The sequence below is a fragment of the Pseudomonas sp. JV241A genome, assembly GCF_900275665.1.
Lineage (GTDB): Bacteria > Pseudomonadota > Gammaproteobacteria > Pseudomonadales > Pseudomonadaceae > Aquipseudomonas > Aquipseudomonas wadenswilerensis.
This window is the reverse complement of the sequence record NZ_OPYO01000032.1, coordinates 179,970-200,465: the sequence shown is the minus strand read 5'-3', so window position 1 is coordinate 200,465 and position 20,496 is coordinate 179,970. Positions and strand designations below refer to the sequence as shown.

Annotated in this window: 18 protein-coding genes and 1 riboswitch; of the genes, 11 read left to right on the top strand and 7 right to left on the bottom strand. The window is 62.5% G+C overall.

All coding sequences use genetic code 11. The annotated features are described in order from the left end of the window. The first annotated feature begins 40 nt into the window (after positions 1-40). Positions 41-856, top strand: a complete 816-nt coding sequence (locus tag JV241A_RS21005; RefSeq protein ID WP_010225775.1) for a M48 family metallopeptidase — start codon at positions 41-43, stop codon at positions 854-856. Positions 857-967: 111 nt separating this feature from the next. Here JV241A_RS21005 and JV241A_RS21000 read toward each other — a convergent pair whose 3' ends face one another. The 5 genes from JV241A_RS21000 to JV241A_RS20980 form a co-directional block, all read right to left on the bottom strand. Further along, entirely contained in the window at positions 968-1,555 is a 588-nt protein-coding gene (locus JV241A_RS21000; protein WP_115088728.1) for a TMEM165/GDT1 family protein, read from the bottom strand. A gap of 88 nt (positions 1,556-1,643) precedes the next feature. Next, positions 1,644-1,763: riboswitch (yybP-ykoY riboswitch) on the bottom strand. Positions 1,764-1,802: 39 nt separating this feature from the next. Next, positions 1,803-2,801: a class I SAM-dependent methyltransferase gene (locus JV241A_RS20995; protein WP_115088727.1), complete on the bottom strand. Its 999-nt coding sequence runs from the start codon at positions 2,799-2,801 to the stop codon at positions 1,803-1,805. 51 nt (positions 2,802-2,852) lie between these two features. Then, on the bottom strand, positions 2,853-3,815 hold the full coding sequence (locus JV241A_RS20990; protein WP_115088726.1) for a 2-hydroxyacid dehydrogenase: 963 nt from the start codon (positions 3,813-3,815) through the stop codon (positions 2,853-2,855). A 20-nt stretch (positions 3,816-3,835) separates the two neighbouring features. Next, positions 3,836-4,204, bottom strand: a complete 369-nt coding sequence (locus JV241A_RS20985) for a MerR family transcriptional regulator (RefSeq protein WP_115088725.1) — start codon at positions 4,202-4,204, stop codon at positions 3,836-3,838. An 11-nt stretch (positions 4,205-4,215) separates the two neighbouring features. Next, the gene (locus JV241A_RS20980; protein WP_115088724.1) at positions 4,216-4,794 is read right to left on the bottom strand and encodes an NAD(P)H-dependent oxidoreductase; all 579 of its coding nucleotides are present in this window, start codon (positions 4,792-4,794) and stop codon (positions 4,216-4,218) included. Between the two features lie 219 nt (positions 4,795-5,013). On the opposite strand from JV241A_RS20980, the gene JV241A_RS20975 reads away from it, so the two are divergent. From JV241A_RS20975 to JV241A_RS20930, 10 genes are all read left to right on the top strand, one after another. After that, a complete protein-coding gene (locus tag JV241A_RS20975; RefSeq protein WP_134064292.1) occupies positions 5,014-5,643 on the top strand; it encodes a LysE family transporter in 630 nt (209 codons plus the stop codon). A 130-nt stretch (positions 5,644-5,773) separates the two neighbouring features. Continuing rightward, a complete protein-coding gene (locus JV241A_RS20970) occupies positions 5,774-7,456 on the top strand; it encodes a fatty acid--CoA ligase (protein WP_115088722.1) in 1,683 nt (560 codons plus the stop codon). Between the two features lie 335 nt (positions 7,457-7,791). Then, positions 7,792-9,690 (top strand): DUF1302 domain-containing protein, encoded by a 1,899-nt coding sequence (locus tag JV241A_RS20965; RefSeq protein WP_115088721.1) that lies wholly within the window; start codon positions 7,792-7,794, stop codon positions 9,688-9,690. A gap of 27 nt (positions 9,691-9,717) precedes the next feature. Next, a complete protein-coding gene (locus tag JV241A_RS20960; RefSeq protein WP_115088892.1) occupies positions 9,718-11,082 on the top strand; it encodes a DUF1329 domain-containing protein in 1,365 nt (454 codons plus the stop codon). Between the two features lie 204 nt (positions 11,083-11,286). Beyond that, on the top strand, positions 11,287-14,010 hold the full coding sequence (locus tag JV241A_RS20955; RefSeq protein WP_115088720.1) for a LuxR C-terminal-related transcriptional regulator: 2,724 nt from the start codon (positions 11,287-11,289) through the stop codon (positions 14,008-14,010). A 273-nt stretch (positions 14,011-14,283) separates the two neighbouring features. Then, positions 14,284-15,891 carry a tetratricopeptide repeat-containing response regulator gene (locus JV241A_RS20950; RefSeq protein WP_115088719.1) on the top strand — a complete coding sequence of 536 codons (1,608 nt, stop codon included), beginning with the start codon at positions 14,284-14,286 and terminating at the stop codon, positions 15,889-15,891. Further along, on the top strand, positions 15,888-16,580 hold the full coding sequence (locus JV241A_RS20945; protein WP_115088718.1) for a HAMP domain-containing sensor histidine kinase: 693 nt from the start codon (positions 15,888-15,890) through the stop codon (positions 16,578-16,580). The genes JV241A_RS20950 and JV241A_RS20945 overlap by 4 nt, the downstream gene beginning before the upstream one ends. A 98-nt stretch (positions 16,581-16,678) precedes the next feature. Continuing rightward, positions 16,679-17,323, top strand: coding sequence for an MBL fold metallo-hydrolase (locus tag JV241A_RS20940; RefSeq protein WP_134064290.1), 645 nt, complete (start codon positions 16,679-16,681; stop codon positions 17,321-17,323). A 95-nt stretch (positions 17,324-17,418) separates the two neighbouring features. Then, positions 17,419-18,114: an OmpA family protein gene (locus JV241A_RS20935; RefSeq protein WP_115088716.1), complete on the top strand. Its 696-nt coding sequence runs from the start codon at positions 17,419-17,421 to the stop codon at positions 18,112-18,114. Positions 18,115-18,553: 439 nt separating this feature from the next. After that, complete coding sequence (locus JV241A_RS20930) at positions 18,554-18,859, top strand: DUF3077 domain-containing protein (protein ID WP_134064288.1); 306 nt, start codon at positions 18,554-18,556, stop codon at positions 18,857-18,859. Between the two features lie 78 nt (positions 18,860-18,937). Here JV241A_RS20930 and JV241A_RS20925 read toward each other — a convergent pair whose 3' ends face one another. Further along, positions 18,938-19,522 (bottom strand): hypothetical protein, encoded by a 585-nt coding sequence (locus JV241A_RS20925; RefSeq protein WP_115088714.1) that lies wholly within the window; start codon positions 19,520-19,522, stop codon positions 18,938-18,940. 69 nt (positions 19,523-19,591) lie between these two features. Continuing rightward, a complete protein-coding gene (locus JV241A_RS20920; protein ID WP_115088713.1) occupies positions 19,592-20,494 on the bottom strand; it encodes an acyltransferase in 903 nt (300 codons plus the stop codon). Between the last annotated feature and the right edge of the window lie 2 nt (positions 20,495-20,496).

The window sequence follows — 20,496 nt, the reverse complement described above, 5'->3', positions numbered from 1 at the left end:
TCGGCCTAGGATACGCGGCATGTTCGAAGGGAGTGTTTTCATGCGTAAGTCATTTGTAATCGGTGCATTGAGCGCCAGCGTCCTGCTCGCTGGCTGCCAGGCGGTGAACACCACCAGCGGCGGCGCCGTGGGTGTCGAGCGTAAGCAATACATGTTCAGCATGCTGTCGACCGATGAGGTCAACCAGATGTACGCTCAGTCCTACCAGCAAACCCTGGGCGAAGCCTCGAGCAAAGGTGTGCTCGACAAGAGCAGCGCCAATGCCAAGCGCGTGCAGGCCATCGCCAACCGCCTGATTGCCCAGGCCCCGCAGTTCCGCCCGGATGCGGCACAGTGGAACTGGGAAGTGAACCTGATCAAGAGCGACGAGCTCAACGCCAACTGCGGGCCTGGCGGCAAGATCTTCGTCTACAACGGCCTGATCGACAAACTCAAGCTGACCGATGACGAACTGGCTGCGGTGATGGGGCATGAAATCGCCCACGCCCTGCGCGAGCATGGCCGTGAAGCGATGTCCAAGGCCTATGGCGTGCAGATGGCTCGCCAGGGCGCGGGAGCCTTGCTGGGCCTGGGCCAGGACAGCCTGGCGATTGCCGACACTGTAGTGCAGTACAGCCTGACCCTGCCCAACAGCCGGGCTAACGAGAATGAAGCCGACCTGATCGGCCTGGAACTGGCCGCCCGTGCCGGTTACAACCCGAATGCGGCCATCAGCCTGTGGGACAAGATGGCCCAGGCCTCGGGCGGTTCGCAGCCGGAGTTCATGAGCACTCACCCGGCCTCGGCGAGCCGCCAGGCGTCGTTGCAGGCGGCGATTCCGAAGGTGATGCCGTTGTACGAGCAGGCCCGCAAGTAAGTTATAGCCGGGGCCGCGCTGCGGCCCATCGCCGGCAAGACCGGCTCCCACAGGGGCCTGTGTATACAAGGCCTGTGGGAGCTGGCTTGCCAGCGATGAAGTCACCACCGGTCAGCCTATCCAGCCACTGACCTGCATCGCCGAATACACCGCCACAGCGGCCAGGACGAAGAACGCGGCCGAAGCCAGGCGGCGGATCAGGGTCAGCGGCAGTTTCTCCGCAGCAAAGTTACCCGCCAGTACCACCGGCACGTTGGCAATCAACATGCCCAGGGTGGTACCGATGATTACCATGATCAGGTGCGGATACTGCGCCGCCAGCATCACCGTGGCGACCTGGGTCTTGTCGCCGATTTCAGCGATGAAGAACGCGATCAGGGTGGTCAGGAACGGGCCGAAGCGCCGTGCCGTACTGGATTCGTCGTCATCCATCTTGTCCGGAATCAGCGTCCACAACGCCGTGGCAGCAAAGCTGGCCGCGAGAATCCAGTGCAGGGTAGCGGCGCTGAAGAAGGTACTGACCCAGGCACCGACAGCGCCTGCAGCCGCATGGTTGGCCAGGGTTGCAGCGATGATACCGGCGATGATCGGCCAGGGTTTGCGAAAGCGCGCGGCAAGGATCAGCGCGAGCAATTGGGTCTTGTCGCCAATTTCGGCGAGGGCCACGATCGCGGTGGGGACGAGCAATGATTCCAGCATCAGGATTCCTACGGGGGCGGGTCGACACGGCTATGACACGTACAGCCTTCCCGCCCCGGGTAAGGTGTTCGTGTCATAGGTCTTGTCAAACCCTGGGTCCGTCTGTGCGGACCGTGGGTCGCACGCGCCATGGTCTGTGGACCAAGTATGTTGACGCGTACCGGGCGAGCTGGGTGCTCGCGGGAGACTACTCCCCTAGGACGGAGCGGATTCTGCCTAGGCAAATCCGTTTCGGCAAGCGCTCTTTTTAACCGCGTGTTGCCTGGTAGATACGAAAGCCTTGCCCTTCGTCGCGGATCCTGCAGTTGCCCAGGGCCTCTTCGATCAGCGGCTGATAGCGCAGGAAGCTGTTGGCCACCAGGCGCATTTCGCCGCCTTTTTTCAGATGATCGGCAGATTTTCTCAGCAGGTTTTCTGAGGCCTGATAGTTGGTGTGCACCCCGGTATGGAACGGCGGATTGCTGATGATTACGTCCAGCTCGCGCGGTGCAGCATCGATGCCGTCGCCGCTGATCACCTCACCCTCCAGGCCATTGGCGGCCAGGGTCAGGCGGCTGCTGGCGACGGCGAAGGCATCAACGTCAAGCAAAGTGATGCGGTTTTGCGGATAGCGACGTTTGATGGCCGCGCCGAGGACACCCGCACCACAACCAAAATCCAGCACGTGGCCGGTGGGCAGTTGATCGAGGTTTTCCAGCAGCAGGGCGCTGCCGCGATCCAGGCGACCGTGGCTGAACACACCCGGCAGGCTGACGATCTGCAGCGGGCCATCGGCCAGCTCCAGTTGGAAATGCTCGGCCAGGCTTTCCAGTGATTTGGCTTCAGGCGCGTGTTCCACCGTGACCTGCCACAGCTGGCAATGGCGGGCGCTGTCGAGTTTGCGCGGCTTGCCGAAGGCGTGCAGCTGCTTGGCCGCACCTTCGATGCCGCCGCGTTTCTCGCCGACCAGGTACAGCTCACGGCCGGCCAAACGCGAAGCCAGGGCGTTGAGCAGGTAATTGGCCAGGTCGCGGGACTTGGGCAAAAACAAGACGGCGGCGTCGAAGGCCTGGGCTGGCGCTTCTACGCCGAAGTGGCTGCGCCCGGCGAAGCGTGCATCGAGCGCCGCCTGATCGCCGGCATGCCAGCTCCAGCCATGGGCCGCGGGCAATTTGCCGAGCAGGTCGTCGGCAGGCAAACCGGCCAGCAACAGCGAGCCCTGGAAAAGATCGGCCTGACGAAGCAACACTTCACTGCGCGGGTCCATGGACGGCGACTCCTGAAAAAAGTGGCGCAGTTTACCAGAGCCTGGCCTGGCTTAGACCTGGCGGCGCGGGCTGCCGGCGAAAAACGCCTCGGCGTTTTCGCTCAATTGCTCAACGATACGCTGCCGTGATTCGACTGCGCCCCAGGCGCTGTGCGGGGTGACAATCAGGCGCGGGATGTCTGCAGCCAGCAGCGGGTTGCCGTTGACCGGCGGCTCGACACTGAGCACATCGGTCGCCGCGCCGCCCAGGTGGCCGGCACGCAAGGCGTCGGCCAGTGCTTGCTCGTCGATCAGGCCGCCGCGGGCGGTGTTGATCACAAAGGCGCCGGGCTTGAGCAGGGCCAGTTGCCGGGCACCGATCAGGTGGCGGGTGTGTTCGTTGAGCGGGCAGTGCAGGGTCAGGGCGTCGATCTGCGGCAGCAGCTCGTCCAGCGCAATTCGGTCTTCGCGGGGCGGGCGGCCGGGCAACTGGCCAAGCAATACGCGCATGCCGAAGGCTTCGGCCAGGCGCGCTACCGCACCGCCCAGTTCACCATGGCCGAGCAGGCCGAGGGTCTTGCCCTCCAGTTCGACGATGGGGAAGTCCAGCAGGCAGAACTGTTTGGCCTTTGCCCACTGGCCGTCGGCGACGGCCTTTTGATAGTCGCTCAGGCGCGTAGCCAGCGCCAGCAGCAGGGTCAGGGTGTGTTGCGCCACCGACGGCGTGCCGTAGCCCTGGCAATTGCTGACCACCACACCCTGGGCGCGGGCCGCCTGCAGGTCGACATTGTTAGTACCGGTGGCGGCCACCAGGATCAGCTTCAGCTCGGGGCAGGCCGCCAGGGTGGCGGCGTCGATCATGACCTTGTTGCTGATCGCCACGGTTGCGCCCTGCAGGCGTTCGGCGACCTGCGCCGGCGCTGTTGCCGGGTAGAGTTGCAGCTCATCGAAACAGGCCTTGAGACGATCCAGTGCCAGGTCACCCAGGTCCAGGGAGCTATGGTCGAGAAACACGGCGCGACGGGATGTGGGCATAGGGCGGCTCCAGTGAGGGCTCAAGCGGTGTAGTCGAAGCAATCGTAATGGTTTTGCTCAAGACTGCTTTGCAGCTCGAGCAGGCCTTGATGTTGGAGCTGCAGCGCCTGGATCTGCGCCTGCAGCTGGGCTTTCTTGCCGGCAATCGCCTGGCGCACGCGCTCCATCGGCAGCCCGGCCTGATCATCGCCGACCAGCGCCTGCATTTCCTTGAGGCTGAAACCGAGCTTTTGCGCGCATTTGATCAGGCTCAGCAGGGCGATGCTCTGCTGATCATACAGGCGATAGCTCCCTTGACGCCTGGGCGCCGGCAACAGGCCGATGCGCTCATAGTGGCGAATGCTCTTGATGGTCGCCCCGGACAGTTGCGCGGCTTTGCCGATGTACATCAAACGTCCCTTTAGTACCGACGAGCCAGCGTGCGCGCCTGCTGCAGCCAGGTTTCGCGTTGCTGGTCGGTCGAGCTGATGATGGGGCCAAACGTTAACGTCTTTTTCGCCTTGATTCCACAGAAGCCCAGGGTGGTGCGGCGCATCTGTTGCAGAGCGGGCATGCGATAGATCCAGCGGTAGTACCAGGGCGGCGTATCCATGCTCACCAGCAGGTCGGCGCTGCGGCCCTTGAGCAGTTGCGCAGGGAAGGGCGAGCCGCTGCGGTACTTGAAGGCGAAGCCGGGCAGCAGGACCCGGTCGAAGAAGCCTTTGAGCAGGGCTGGAATACCGCCCCACCAGACCGGGAAGACGAACACCAGATGCTCGGCCCAACTGATCAATTGCTGGGCGTGCAACAGGTCGGGTTCCAGGGGTTGCACCTGTTGATAGCCGTCATGCAGGATCGGGTCGAAGGCCAGGTTGCCAAGCTCCAGCAGGCAGACGTCATGGCCTTGCTCGCGGGCGCTGGTGATGTAGCTGTCGCTTAATGCAGCGCAGAAACTGTTGCGCGAAGGGTGGCCGAGTATCACCAGGATTCGTTTGCTCATCGAAGGCGGGTCCAGGGGCAAAAGCGCTGAGGTTAACGTCTGCCCTTAGGAGGAGAGTCAAGCCTGTCTTTGGCTGTGGGAGCGGGCTTGCCCCGCGATACGAAGCAACTGACAGATTGCTATCGCGGGGCAAGCCCGCTCCTACCAGAGACTGTTGCCGGAAAGGACGAAAGCGTAATGTAGCGCCCCCGATTGCCTTCTTTGCCGCAAGGAGCCCCCATGTACTGGGCCGAATTTCTGACTGTCGCGTTGATTCACCTGCTGGCGGTGGCCAGCCCTGGCCCGGACTTTGCCGTGGTGGTGCGCGAGAGTGTTACTCACGGCCGGCGCGCCGGTACCTGGACCGCTTTGGGCGTCGGCACCGCGATTTTCCTGCATGTGGGCTATTCGCTGCTGGGTATCGGCCTGATCGTGTCGCAGTCGATCATGCTGTTCAACGCGCTGAAGTGGCTGGCGGCAGCCTACCTGCTGTACATCGGCTTCAAGGCCCTGCGCGCCCGCCCCGGTGCGCCTGGCAGCGAAAACGTGCAGGCCTCGACAGTCGAGCGCACGCCACGTGCGGCCTTTGCCGCAGGCTTCATGACCAACGGCCTGAATCCCAAGGCGACGCTGTTCTTCCTCTCGCTGTTCACCGTCGTCATCAACCCGCACACGCCGCTGGCGATCCAGGCCGGCTATGGTGCGTACCTGGCCGTGGCTACCGGCCTGTGGTTCTGCCTGGTGGCCATGCTGTTCAGCCAACAGCGGGTACGCGCCGCCTTTGCGCGCATGGGCCACTGGTTCGACCGCACCATGGGCGCGGTGCTGATTGCCCTGGGGGTGAAGATCGCCTTTACCGAGATGCACTAAGCGGCAATGGTTGAGCGCCACTAGTCCCTGCAGCAGCCAAATCATTCCTTTGGCTGATTTGGCCGCTGCTGTGGCGTTCTAGAGTAGGACATGTCTTGCCCAGCCTGTGCACTCTAGAAAAGGGACTCCTATGTTGCAGACTCGCGTCATCCCTCCCGCCGAGGGCGCCTATCAGTTTCCGCTGTTGATCAAGCGCCTGTTGCTGTCCGGCAGCCGCTACGAGAAAACCCGCGAAATCGTCTACCGCGATCAACTGCGCTACAGCTACCTGACCCTCAACGAGCGCATCGCGCGGCTGGCCAATGTGCTCACCGAGGCGGGAGTCAAGGCCGGTGACACCGTGGCAGTGATGGACTGGGACAGCCATCGCTACCTCGAATGCATGTTCGCCATTCCGATGATCGGCGCGGTGGTGCACACCATCAACGTGCGCCTGTCACCGGAGCAGGTCCTCTACACCATGAATCACGCCGATGACCGCTTCGTGCTGGTCAACAGCGACTTTGTCGGCCTTTACCAGGCCATCGCCGGGCAACTGACCACGGTCGAGAAAACCCTGCTGCTGACCGATGGCGAGCAGAAAACCGCCGACCTGCCCAACCTGGTCGGTGAGTACGAGCAACTCCTGGCGGCGGCCAGCCCGGTGTACGACTTCCCTGATTTCGACGAGAACTCGATCGCCACCACTTTCTACACCACTGGCACCACCGGGAACCCAAAAGGGGTGTATTTCACCCACCGGCAACTGGTGCTGCACACCCTGGCGGCAGCTTCGGTAACCGGCAGTATCGACAGCGTGCGCCTGCTCGGCAGCAACGATGTGTACATGCCCATCACCCCGATGTTCCACGTCCACGCCTGGGGCATCCCCTACGTGGCGACCATGCTTGGCATCAAGCAGGTCTACCCGGGGCGTTACGAGCCGGAGATGCTCTGTGAGCTGTGGCGCAACGAGAAGGTGACATTCTCGCACTGCGTACCGACCATCCTGCAGATGCTGCTCAACGCCAAGGGCGCCCAGCAACAGGACTTCGGCGGCTGGAAAATCATCATTGGCGGCAGTGCCCTGAACCGCGCCCTGTACGAGGCGGCCAAGGCTCACGGGATTCAGCTGACCGCCGCCTACGGCATGTCCGAGACCTGCCCGCTGGTGGCCTGCGCCCACCTCAACGACGAGCTGCTGGCCGGTAGCGAAGACGAATGCATCACCTACCGGATCAAGGCCGGGGTACCGGTGCCGCTGGTGGAAACCGCGATTGTCGACGGCAACGGCAACTTCCTCCCGGCCGATGGCGAGAGCCAGGGCGAGCTGGTGCTGCGCGCACCCTGGCTGACCATGGGTTACTTCCGCGAGCCCGAGAAAGGCGCCGAACTCTGGCAGGGCGGCTGGCTGCACACCGGTGACGTCGCCACCCTCGACAGCATGGGCGTGATCGATATCCGCGACCGCATCAAGGACGTGATCAAGACCGGCGGTGAGTGGATCTCGTCACTGGAGCTTGAAGACCTGATCAGCCGCCACCCGGCGGTCCGCGAAGTGGCGGTGGTCGGTGTCGCCGATCCGCAGTGGGGTGAGCGGCCGTTTGCCCTGCTGGTGATCCACGAAGGCCAGAGCATCGACGCCAAGGCGCTCAAGGAACACCTCAAGCCGTTCGTGGAACTGGGGCACATCAACAAGTGGGCGATCCCCAGCCAGATTGCCCTTGTTACTGAAATTCCCAAGACCAGCGTCGGCAAGCTCGACAAGAAGCGCATCCGCCTGGACATCAGCCAGTTGCAAGCCAGTAACAGCACCTTCCTCTCGACCCTATAAAAGCTGGCGGGTCGCGCCTGATTCGGCGCGACCCGCACGCCAGACGCATGGCCGCCTTGTCAAATGACAAAATTAAGCCATTCTTCCCCCTGCCAGCGTAGTGGCCGGTCATGCAGACCACGCCAGAGGGGTTGGGATGCAAATCACACTTTAGAGGGATCAAGCAGTTCAACCTGCTGGCTATAGTCGGTTCAGGGGATTTTCAGGAACGGGGGGATCGCACATGCATGTGCCCAGCCACTCGCTCGAGCAAAAAGGTGCGCTCACACCGCTCGACCGATGCGTTTCTGCAAAGGACTCACTGCCATAAAAATAAAGTACATGGAGTAGCGTCGATGACATCAGCAAATCTGTTCTGGCGCCGGGCGAAACTACCCCTGGCCGTCAGCCTCGCTTCTACGCTCGCCGGTCCTGCATTCGGCGTCAGTTTCAACATCGGTGAAATCGAAGGCTCGTTCGACTCGTCGCTGTCGGTGGGGGCGAGCTGGTCGACAGCCAGCCCGAACAAGAACCTTATCGGCGTCAACAACGGCGGCAAGGGCCTGTCGCAAACCTCCGATGACGGCCACCTGAACTTCAAGCGCGGTGAGACCTTCTCGAAGATCTTCAAGGGCATCCATGACCTGGAGCTCAAGTACGGCGATACCGGGGTATTCGTCCGTGGCAAGTACTGGTACGACTTCGAACTCAAGGATGAGCATCGCGAGTTCAAGGACATCAGCGATTCCAACCGCAAAGAGGGCGCCAAGTCGTCCGGCGGGCAGATCCTCGACGCCTTCGTCTATCACAACTACTCCATCGCCGATCAGCCGGGCTCGGTGCGTCTGGGCAAGCAGGTGGTCAGCTGGGGTGAAAGTACCTTCATTGGCAACGGTATCAACTCGATCAACCCGATCGACGTCGCCGCATTCCGTCGCCCGGGCGCCGAGGTGAAGGAAGGCCTGATTCCGGTCAACATGTTCTACGTGTCCCAGAGCCTGACCGACAATCTCTCGGCCGAAGCCTTCTACCAGATCGAATGGGACCAGACCGTCGTCGACAACTGCGGCACCTTCTTCTCCCAGCCGGACATCATTGCCGACGGCTGTACCGACAACCTGCGCGTGCTCAACAGCGCCAATGCGTTGCCAGCGGCCGCCCGCGGATTCCTCGCTACCCAGGGTGTGGACGTCAACGGCGAAGGTGTGAAGGTCGCCCGTGGCCCTGACCGCGATGCGCGTGACAGCGGCCAGTTCGGTGTGGCCTTCCGCTACATGTACGACCCGCTGGGTACCGAATTCGGCGCCTACTTCATGAACTACCACAGCCGTGCGCCGATCTTCAGCGCCCACGGTGCCGATCCGCGCGTCTATGCCGGTCTGGCCGGGCTGCCGGCAGCACTGCGTCCGTTGGCGCCGCTGATCGTCGCCGGCAACTCCAGCTACTTCGTCGAGTACCCGGAAGACATCCGCCTGTACGGCCTGAGCTTCTCCACCACCTTGCCTACCGGTACGGCGTGGAGCGGTGAAATCAGCTACCGGCCAAACGCGCCGGTGCAGCTCAACACCACCGATATCCTCTACGCCGGCGTACGCCCGATCGGCGGTACCCTGGCCAATGCCTCGCTGCTCAACGGTGTACCGGGCCAGGACCTGCACGGCTACCGTCGCAAGGAAATCACCCAGTTCCAGACCACCCTGACGCACTTCTTCGACCAGGTCATGGGCGCCAGCCGTCTGACCGTGGTGGGTGAAGTGGGCGTGACCCATGTCGGCGGCCTGGAAAGTGCCCACGATGTGCGTTACGGCCGCGACCCGGTCTATGGCCCAGGCCCGCTGCCAGCAACCCCAGGCGCCGGCAACCTCGACACCTGCTCGGCGATCATCAACACCGGCACCATCAACGGTGCAGGCCCTGGTGCTTCGGGTGCCAACCGTAGCCGCAACTGCGAAAACGACGGTTACACCACCAGCACCGCGTGGGGCTACCGTGCCCGGGCGATCTGGGACTACAACGACGTGTTCGCCGGGGTCAACCTCAAGCCAAGCGTGGCCTGGTCGCATGACGTTTCCGGTTATTCGCCAGGCCCTGGCAGCAACTTCGAGGAAGGGCGCAAGGCGATCAGCCTGGGCCTGGACGCTGAGTACCAGAACACCTACACCACCAGCCTGTCGTACACCAACTTCTTCGACGGCAAGTACACCACCGTGGATGACCGCGATTTCATCGCCCTCAGCTTCGGCGTGAACTTCTAAGAATTCGGATTCAGGACGACCATGAAGATGAAAACAACCAAGACTCTGCTGCAAGCCGGTGTACTGGGCCTGTCCCTGTTGGCGACCAGTGTCATGGCGGCGGTTTCCGCCGACGAGGCGGCCAAGCTGGGCGCGAGCCTGACGCCGATGGGCGCGGAAAAGGCCGGCAACGCCGACGGCTCGATCACCGCCTGGAAGCCGCTTTCCAAAAGCGCCGGTAACGTCGACGGCAAGGGCTTCCTTTCCGACCCGTTCGGCACCGAGCAACCGAAGTTCACCATCACCGCGCAGAACGTCGACCAGTACAAGGACAAACTGTCCCCAGGCCAGGTCGCGATGTTCAAGCGCTACCCGGACAGCTTCAAGATGCCGGTGTACCCGACCCACCGGGGCGCGAGCGTGCCGGATGCGGTGTTCGCGGCAATCAAGAAAAACGCCACCAGTACCAACCTGGTGGGTGGCGGCAACGGCCTGGAAAACTTCGACACCGCCGTGCCGTTCCCGATTCCGAAAAGCGGCGTCGAAGTGATCTGGAACCACATCACCCGTTACCGCGGTGGCAGCGTGACCCGCCTGGTAACCCAGGCCACGCCGCAGCAGAGCGGCTCGTACAGCCTGGTGTACTTCAAGGATCAGTTCGTCTTCCGTGACCGGATGAAAGACTACGACCCAAGTAACCCTGGCAACATTCTGTTTTACTTCAAACAAGAGGTAACTGCGCCAGCGCGCCTGGCGGGTACGGTCTTGCTAGTTCATGAAACGCTGGACCAGGTGAAGGAACCACGCAAGGCGTGGGTGTACAACGCTGGCCAGCGCCGCGTACGCCAGGCACCTCAAGTTTCCTATGATGGTCCTGGTACCGCTGCTGACGGCCTGCGAACTTCTGACAACCTGGACATGTACAACGGCGCGCCGGACCGTTACGACTGGAAGCTGGAAGGCAAGAAAGAGCTGTTCATCGCCTCCAACAGCTACAAGCTCGACGATCCGAAGCTCAAGTACGCCGATATCCTCAAGGCCGGGCACATCAACCAGGACCTGACCCGTTACGAGCTGCGCCGGGTATGGCATGTGGTCGCGACCCTGAAACCGGGCCAGCGCCATATCTACGCCAAGCGTGACTTCTACATCGACGAAGACACCTGGCAAGCCGCGGTGATCGACCAGTACGACGGTCGCAACCAGCTGTGGCGCGTGTCCGAGGCCCACTCCCAGGACTACTACAACGTCCAGGTGCCGTGGTACACCCTGGAAGCCATCTACGACCTGCAATCGGGGCGTTACCTGGCCCTGGGCATGAAGAACGAGGAAAAGAAAGCCTACGACTTCGGCTTCACTGCCTCCAAGGCTGACTTCCAGCCTGCAGCGCTTCGCCAGTCAGGCGTGCGTTAAGCTTCAAACCTCCGTGTGATCTCCCAGAACGCCCCGGCTTGCCGGGGCGTTTCTGTTTGCGCATCCTGACCGGCTCGGGTTTGTCGTTTTTTGTTGTAGTCTTTTTTCCGCAAAACGGGGCAATCATCTTCAAATGTGCGGTTTAACCCGCTAGTCTGCCCTGATCCGTACTGCCGAAGATTCCCTAACTAAAACGAGCCGGCCATGACTGATCTGTCCCGTACGCAAGGGTTCGCCAGCCAGGCCATGAGCATCCTGGAGGGCCGTTTCTTTCGCCCGCCACTGCCCGAAGGCCATGTGCCGCGGGCGCGCTTGTGCCAGCGTTTGCACGCGGGGCTCGGTGGGCGTTTGCTGCTGGTCAACGCACCGGCGGGCTTCGGTAAAAGTTCGCTGGCGGTGGAGTTCTGCCAGGGCCTGCCCAACCACTGGAGCAGCCTGTGGCTGGGGTTGAGTCGGCGCGACAACGACCCCGGGCGTTTCCTTGAGCGTCTGCTCGAAGGCTTGCAGCAGTACTGCCCGGCGCTCGGCGGCCAGGCCCTGGGCCTGCTGAAGATGCGTCAGCGACACCAGCCGTTTGCTTTCGAAGAGTGGCTCGACGGTCTGCTCGATGAACTCGCTCGTCACCTGCAACCGCATAACCCCTTGCTACTGGTGCTGGACGACTACCACCTGGCTCAGGGGCCGGTGCTCGATCGCTGCCTGCAGTTCTTCCTCAATCACCTGCCGCCTGGCCTGGTGCTGCTGGTGACCAGTCGGCAACGGCCGGACTGGCACCTGGCGCGCCTGCGCCTGTCGCGCCAGTTGCTTGAGCTCAACGAGCAGGACCTGCGCCTGACCACCGATGAATCCCTCGCCGTGCTTGGCCAGCAACCCACGGTGTTGCGCGGGCAGGCGCTGGACAACCTGATCCAGCGCAGCGATGGCTGGGTCGCCGGTTTGCGCTTCTGGCTGCTGGCCGCCAACGAGGCGGGCGCCGACAGCGCCTTGCCTCAGGCGCTGCATGGCGGCGAAGGGCTGATTCGCGATTACCTGCTCGAAGAAGTCATCGAGATACTGCCGGCCGAAGTGCAGGGCTTTCTCTACGACACCGCCTGCCAGGAGCGCTTTTGCGCAGAACTCTGCGACGCCCTGCGTGAAAGCCATGACAGCGCCGAGATCCTCCGTTACCTGCAGGCCCACCAGGTGTTCCTGGTACCGCTGGACGAACACGGGCGCTGGTTCCGTTATCACCACCTGTTTTCCGACCTGCTGCGCACCCGCCAGGCCAGCCTGCCGCTGTCGAGCCTGCATTTGCGTGCCTGCCGCTGGTTTCACGGCCAGGGCCTGCTCGATGAAGCCGTCGAGCAGGCCCTGCGCGCCGGGCACCTGGATGTGGCCGCCAATCTGGTGCAGAACCTGTCCGAAGAACAACTGCTGGCCGAGCAGAACGTCGGCATGCTCCTGCGTTGGAAGATGGACCTGCCCGATAGCCTGCTGATCAGCACCCCGCGGCTGATCGTGTTGTACAGCTGGGCCCTGGGCCTGGCCGGGCAGCTGGATGCTGCCGAAGAACTGGCCAGCCACCTGAGCCGCTTCCTGCCGGCGCCTTCGGCCACTGCGCAAAAATCCATGCTGGCCCAGTGGCTGGCGTTGAGCGGGGTGATCGCGCGCGGTCGTGGCGACCGCCAGCGCACCCTCGAATACTGCTCCGAAGCCCTGCACAGCTTGCCGTTCAAACGTTACGGGCAGCGCCTTGTATGCCTTTCGACCCTGTCCAACCTGGCCATCGCCGATGCCGATTTCTGGCGCGCCCGTGGCTGGAACCGTGAGGCACTGGAACTGGCTCAGCGGGTGGGCAATCCGTTATTTGAAGCCCTGGCCCATTACGATCGGGCGCGGGTGCTGCACGCCCGCGGCGAGGTGCTGCGCGCCCTGGATGAAGTGCGCCAGGGCTTGCAACGCCTGCAGGGCTTGTCGGCGCAACGGCTGTACGCGGCGCGGGCACGACTGACGTTGTATGAGGGCTATCTACTGGCGGCAAGGCTACAGCCGGAGGCCGGGCGTAGCCGCCTGCGTGCCGGGCTGATCGAGGCCCGCGCCTGCCGTGACATCAGCGTGCTGATCGGCCATTGCGTGATCGCTGCGCTGGATGGCCGCGAAGGGCGATTCGCCGAAGCCTTCGCCGAGCTTGCCGAAGCCGAGCGGCTGATGCACATCTGGGACGTGCCGCCGATTTTCTATCTGGCGATGATCACCCTGGTCAAATGCGAGCTGTGGCTTGCGCAGGGCCGCACCGACCTGGCCGAATCCTGGCTGCTGCGCCTGGGCCAGACCTACGGTGGCGAACAGGCGGCGGCCGCACCGGAGTTCCACCCGCTGTTGCCGCCGCATATCGAGTTGCAGCAGGCCTTGCTCGAACGCACCCAGGGCCGCCTGGAGCAGGCCGGGCGGCGCTTGCAGGCGCTGGTGGAGCGTGGCCAGGCCAGTGGTGGGCAGATGCTCTGTGTCACCGCGCTGTGCCAGTGGATGGTGCTGCTGCTGGCCAACAACAACGAAGGCCAGGCGCGCGACCTGTTGGTGCTGGCCCTGGAGTCGGCTCGCGGCGGGGCGCTGCAACCCTTCCAGCGCCTGTTGCAGGATCACCCGCAGTGGTTGCGCGAACAGTTGCTGTTGCAGCCTCCGGGCCCGGCGCAAATCGGCTTGCTGGGCTTGTTGCCCGCGCTTGAATCAATTGAACCGGCCAGTGGCGCCAGCGAGGCCTTGAGCACCCGCGAGATGGCCGTGCTCGAACTGATTGCCCAGGGCTGTTCGAACCAGGAGATCAGCGAGCGCCTGTTCATCTCCCTGCACACGGTGAAAACCCACGCCAGCCATATCAACAGCAAACTCGGCGTCGAGCGTCGTACCCAGGCGGTGGCCCGGGCCAAGGCGTTGGGCATGCTGCATTAGCCATGTGCCGGCCCGGCACCGGCAAGCAGGGCTGCGGCGCTTTACTATCCAATGGCTATAAACGATGATGGCGCAATGCCATTATTTGCTCCGTGACTGGTACGAACGTCCGCCAAATATGCGCTCTGCAAGCCTCAAGCTATCGCCCTGTGTGGCCGATACTCTGCGAGTGCGGCCCGATTCACCGCCGCAGCGAATCTACCCGCGAAGCCGAGCCTGTCCGTGAAGGTGTCTCTGCGTCCATTTTTTTATTTGCCATGACAGGTCTCGTGGATGCAGGTCTACAGCCAAAAAAGCTTTCTGATCGTCGATGATTTCTCTGATTTTCGCAGCTCGGCCCGTTCCATGCTGCGCGAGCTGGGCGTACGCGATGTCGACACGGCCGACAGCGGTGAGCAGGCGCTGCGCATGTGCGCGCAGAAGCGCTACGACTTTGTCCTCCAGGACTTCCACCTGGGCGATGGCAAGAAGAACGGCCAGCAGGTGCTCGAGGACCTGATCCTCGACAAGCTGATCAGCCATGAGTGCGTGTTCCTCATGGTCACTGCCGAAAGCAGCCAGGCGATCGTCCTCAGCGCGCTGGAGCACGAGCCCGACGCCTACCTGACCAAGCCGTTCAACCGCATCGGCCTGGCCCAGCGCCTGGAAAAACTGGTGCAGCGCAAAACCCTGCTCAAGCCGATCCTCCAGGCCCTGGACCGCGGCCGCCCGGCCGAAGTGCTGGCGGCCTGCGCCGAGCTGTGCAAGAAGGACCCGCGCTTCGCCCCGCTGTGCCTGCGCTACCGCGCCGATGCCCTGCGCGACCTCAACCGCTTCGATGAGCTGGAGAAGTTTCTCACCACCATCATCGCCAGCCGCGCCACGCCCTGGGCCTTTGCAGCCCTCGGCAGCCTGCTGTACAAGCGCAACCAGTTGGCCCAGGCCCAGGGCGTTTACGAGCAGGCGCTCAAGGCCTTCCCGATGATGCCCGGCCTGTACGACGGCCTGGCCGAGGTGCTGGTAGCCCTGGGCGAAAGCAAGCGCGCCCAGGGCGTGCTGGAAGAGGCCGTGCGTCTCTCGCCGCTGGCCGTACGCCGGCAGATGATGCTGGGCAAGCTGGCCCTGAGCAACGACGACTACGACACCTCGTCCAAGGCCTACCGGCACGCCGTCAACCAGGGCCAGAGCTCGCGTTACAAGGACCCGGAGAGCAACCTCGGGCTGGTCCAGGCCCTGATGAACAAGAACGCCGGCAACGGCCTGGATGCGCGCACCCGGGTCGAGATCAACACCGTGCTCAGCGAAGTGGCCAAAGAGAATGTCGAAGACCAGGGCCTGCAGGTGCGCGCGCGGTTGATGAAAGCCGCCAGCCTGCAGCAGGCCGGCGACGCCGAAACCGCCGCCAAACTGACCGAACAGGCCATGGCCCGGCTGGAGAAGATGGACCAGTTTTTCTCGGTGGAAGCGGCGCTGGTAGTGGCCACGCAACTGCAGAAACTGGGCCAGGAATCCGCTGGCACCTCGATCCTCAAAGGTTGTGTGGAAACCTACGGTGACGACCCCAAGGTGATGCAGAGCGTGGCACAGCTGACCGATGATCCGGCGGTACTCGGCGCAGTCACTGAAGCGGTCGACCTCAACCGCCAGGGCGTACGCAGTTACCAGGCCGGCCAGCTCAGCGAAGCGCTGGCACAATTCCGCCGGGCCCTGACGCTGCAGCCGAAGAACATCAGCATCGCCCTCAACACCGCACAGGCGCTGCTGCGTATCGGTGGCGAGACACCGCCGCCGGCGATCATGGACGAGTGCCGCGCCTGCCTGAGCAGCGTGACCGGCATCCCGAAAAGCGACAACCGTTACGATCGCTACCGCAAACTGCACATTCGGGCCTTTGGCGCATGAACCAGGACAACCAGGGGCTGGATTTTTCCACGGTGATCGCCTCCACCGTACACGACATGAAGAACTCCCTCGCCGCCCTGACCCAGGCTCACAGCCAGTGGTTGGCGCGCTTGCCGGAGGCCCTGCGCAGTGGCAGCGAACAGGGGGTGATGGAGCACGAATTCAGCCACCTCAACGGCATGCTGGTGCAGTTGCTGGGCCTGTACAAACTGGGCGTCAACCAACTGCCGATGTGCCCCGACTATCATGAGCTCGACGACTTTATCGAAGCCCAGCTCGCCGCCCAGCAGAACCTGCTGCAGCACCGCGACATCCTCGCCAGCTGGCGCATCGAAACCGCCAGCCCGCTGGGCTTTTTCGACCGCGAACTGGTCGGTTCGGTGGTTGCCAACATCCTCAACAACGCCATTCGCTATGCCGGGCACACCTTGCTGATCAGCGTCAGTGACGAAGGCGAACAGTTGGTGCTGAGCATCAACGATGACGGCCCGGGCTTCCCGGCGCGCATGCTCGAGCGTCAGCAGGAGTATGTGCAGGGTATCGATGGCCAGAGCGGCAGCACCGGCCTGGGCCTGTACTTCGCGGCACGGATTGCCGCGTTGCATGAACGCAACGGGGTGAAAGGGCGGATCGAGATTGCCAATGGCGGGGCCTTGGGGGGAGGGCTGTTCAGGCTTTATCTGCCATGAAGCGTGGCGAGCGACTTCTTGAAGTGAAGTGACGAGCGTCGTCGCAGGCACAACCGGCCTGTGCGACACTCCGTCATTTGCTCCACAGGATTGCTCCGATGAACCCGGCAAAACCCGCCCTGATCCGCGAAACCTTCCCCGTCGGCCCTTTGCAGTGCAACTGCACCATCATCGGCGACCCGATCAGCAAAAAGGCCCTCGTCGTCGACCCGGGTGGCAACCTTGAGCAGATCCTCGCCCGCCTGGACGCCCATGGCCTGAAAGTGGTGAGCATCATCCATACCCACGCGCACCTTGATCACTTCCTCGCCTCCGGGCAGTTGAAGGAGATGACCGGCGCCACCTTGCACCTGCACAAGGATGACCAGTTCCTCTGGGACAACCTGGAAATGCAGTGCCAGATGTTCGGCGTGCCCTACACCCCGGTGCCGGCACCGGACCGCTGGCTGGTCGACGATGAAGAGCTGGCCTGCGGCTGTGGCGTGGCCTTGCACACCCCGGGTCATACGCCGGGCTCGATGAGTTTCTGGTTCGCTGACGCCAAGCTGCTGATTGCAGGCGATACGCTTTTTCGGCGTGGGATTGGTCGCACCGATTTGTGGGGTGGCGATCAGGCGACTATCGTTCGTTCGATCAAGCAGCGCCTGTACAGCCTGGATGAACAGGCCACGGTGGTGACCGGGCATGGTCCGGATACCCGCCTGGGCGACGAGATGCGCCAGAACCCGTTCGTGCGCGCCTGACCGTTAAGGGAATTTTTTCGCTTTGCTGCAATCCAAGGCTGGCATAGATCCGAATCAGATCCGCTGCACTTTCGAATTACAGTAGGAGCTTGTCCATGTTCACCATGCGTCGTTTGATTATCGTCGCTACCGCTGCCGCGCTGATGTCCGGTTGTGCCAGCCAAAACCCGTATGACAGCCAGGGTCAGGCGCAGCAGGGCTCCACAGGGATGAGCAAAACCGCCAAGTACGGCGGCCTGGGCGCGCTGGCCGGTGCCATTGCCGGTGCTGCCATCGACCATAACAACCGCGGCAAAGGTGCGCTGATCGGCGCTGCCGCCGTGGGTGCTGCCGCCGCAGGTTATGGTTATTACGCCGACAAGCAGGAAGCCGCGCTGCGTGAAAGCATGGCCAACACCGGTGTCGAGGTTCAACGCCAGGGCGACCAGATCAAACTGATCATGCCGGGCAACATCACCTTTGCCACCGACTCGGCCAACATCGCGCCGAGCTTCTACTCGCCGCTGAACAACCTGGCCAACTCCTTCAAGCAGTTCAACCAGAACACCATTGAAGTGGTCGGCTACACCGACAGCACCGGCAGCCGCCAGCACAACATGGACCTGTCCCAGCGTCGTGCACAATCGGTGGTCACCTACCTGACCTCCCAGGGTGTCGATGGCAGCCGTGTCAGCGCCCGTGGCCTGGGCCCGGACCAGCCGATCGCCAGCAACGCCGACGCCAACGGCCGCGCGCAGAACCGTCGGGTAGAGGTCAACCTCAAGCCGATTCCCGGGCAGCAGTACCAGTAAGTAGCAAGATGTGAAGAAGGGGAGCCTGGCTCCCCTTTTTTTTGCCTGCAGTGGCCTCATCGCTGGCAAGCCAGCTCCCACAGAGGCCTGGCTAGCATCCTGCAACAGCCTTGGGCTGGTAGTTTGAGTGTCCTAGGACCTATCCTACGAATTCTGTCGCCCTGCAGATGATTGCTCCGGGGGAAGTACGCCACTAGGCTCACCGGGTCGCTGATGTATCAGCGATCGGGTTTGGCGACCTGGAGCAAACAAAAGACTGCACCATGTGAATGCTTGTCGGCGTTAAGTTGCGCTGACTTCACTTTATGGTGGCTGTGCGCGGGAGGGCTTCGGCCCTGCCGGGTTTCCCTTTTGGCTCGGTTCGCCAATCCGCGTACAGCCGCCACCCCTTCGTTTGGCGACGAGTCGGTGGCTGCTCCATTCCAAAAGGAGCTTCATCATGAAAAAAATTGTTCCAGACCCACCTGAATTCCACCTTCTCAAAACCACAGAAACCCCATTCGGCCTCTGCGATGTCGGTCATCCACAGTTATTCGCCGTGCGCGCCGGGGTCAATGTCGAAGATGCGCTGGTGCATGCGTCGCTGTATTTGAAGTGCGCGAGCCTGACCGGGCCGCTGGCGGTCGAGCATGCCCGTGAGCCGGGGCGAGGGTTTCTTCAGGCGACCCTGCATTCCCATGAAATGGCCAAGGCATTGGTTGATGCGTTGCTCGATGGGCTGGAGAGCCGGGCAATCAAGGCTTGAGGCGGCTGATCGCGGGTCAAGCCCGCTCCCACAGCATTTATGCTGTCTATGTGGGAGCGGGCTTGCCCCGCGATGTACTCAGCTTGGGCTTCTGGTGGTGATCTTCAGCACATCGGTATAAACGATGACCACAGACTGGCCGACCTTGAGATTCTTCATGCGCTCCTGAAGTTCAGGGTCTTCGACCTTCACTACCTTTTGTGGACCTTCAGGTGGCGTCAGCGTGACTTCGTGGGTTTTCAGATCAATCTTGGTGATCTTCGAGGTGACCTTGATCTGCCGAAATGCCTCGCCACCTGGGTTAGGGTTGTCCTTGGTGGCGCGAATGACACCGGCCTCCTTGCTGATGCCCGGGGCCTTGGTGAGGTCGGTTTCGAGCACAGTGGCAACCGAGCGGTTGACTGTGATGTTGACCAGGTCGCCGACCTTGAGATTATGCAGGTCCTTGGCCTGTTCGCTCACCTGGATCGGCACCTCAGAGTTCTCAGGCCCTGCCACCGTCACGACGCGCTTGTCGAGGTCAACGGCAAGGACTTTGGTATCCACCACATCCTCAGTGGCGACAGCGTCGATCAGCTTCTCTTCTGCCTGCACCGTGAAACTGGCTGCAGACAGAAGTGAAACAACAGCAAAAGCATGGGCAAAGCGGCGCAACGGTTTCATAGGCTTACATTCCTTGTGATGGCTAATGAAAAACATCGTAGGAAGTGAGCATAGATGCTGTCCGGCAAATTACCCGTCGGCGTTTTGTCGCAGCCGTTCGAGCAAGGCGTCCTTGTCCTGCCACAGCTGGTTGATCCATTGCTGGAAGGCCAGGCGATAGGTTTCATCCTGGTCGTAGTTCTTGCCCAGGAACTCCGCCGGAATCGCCAGTTCCTCGAAGTGCACGACAATGTGCCTGACCCGCCCGCACAGCAAGTCCCAGAAGCCCGGTGCACCGTTCGGATAATGAATGGTGACGTTGACGATCGACTGCAGTTGCTCGCCCATGGCATCCAGTACAAAGGCAATGCCGCCGGCCTTGGGCTTGAGCAGGTGCTGGAACGGTGACTGCTGCTGGCGATGCTTGGCCTCGGTGAAGCGCGTGCCTTCGGCGAAGTTGAAGATCGCCGTCGGCTTGCCGCGAAACTTGGCGCAGGTGCGGCGGGTGGTTTCCAGGTCCTTGCCGGCCTTTTCCGGGTGCTTGGCCAGGTACGCCTTGGAATAGCGCTTCATGAACGGAAAGCCCAACGCCCACCAGGCCAGGCCGATCACCGGCACCCAGATCAGCACCTGCTTGAGGAAGAACTTCAGCGGGCGGATACGGCGGTTGAGCACGTACTGCAGTACCAGGATATCGACCCAGCTCTGGTGGTTGCTGGTGACCAGGTAGCTGTGCTGGTAGTCCAGCCCGGCCAGGCCCTCGACCTGCCAGCGGGCCTTGCCCAGCAGGTTGATCCAGGCATTGTTGTTGCTGATCCAGGCTTCGTGGATGTGGCGCATCAGTTCATCGGTGAGCCGTTGCGCGGCCGCGAACGGCAGGCACAGCTTGAACAGGCTGACGATGAACAACGGGGTGCAGCAGACGATGGTGTTGAGTCCCAGTAGCAGCGAGGCGATAACCCCGCGCAGTGGCGCGGGTAGCAATCCGAGCATGT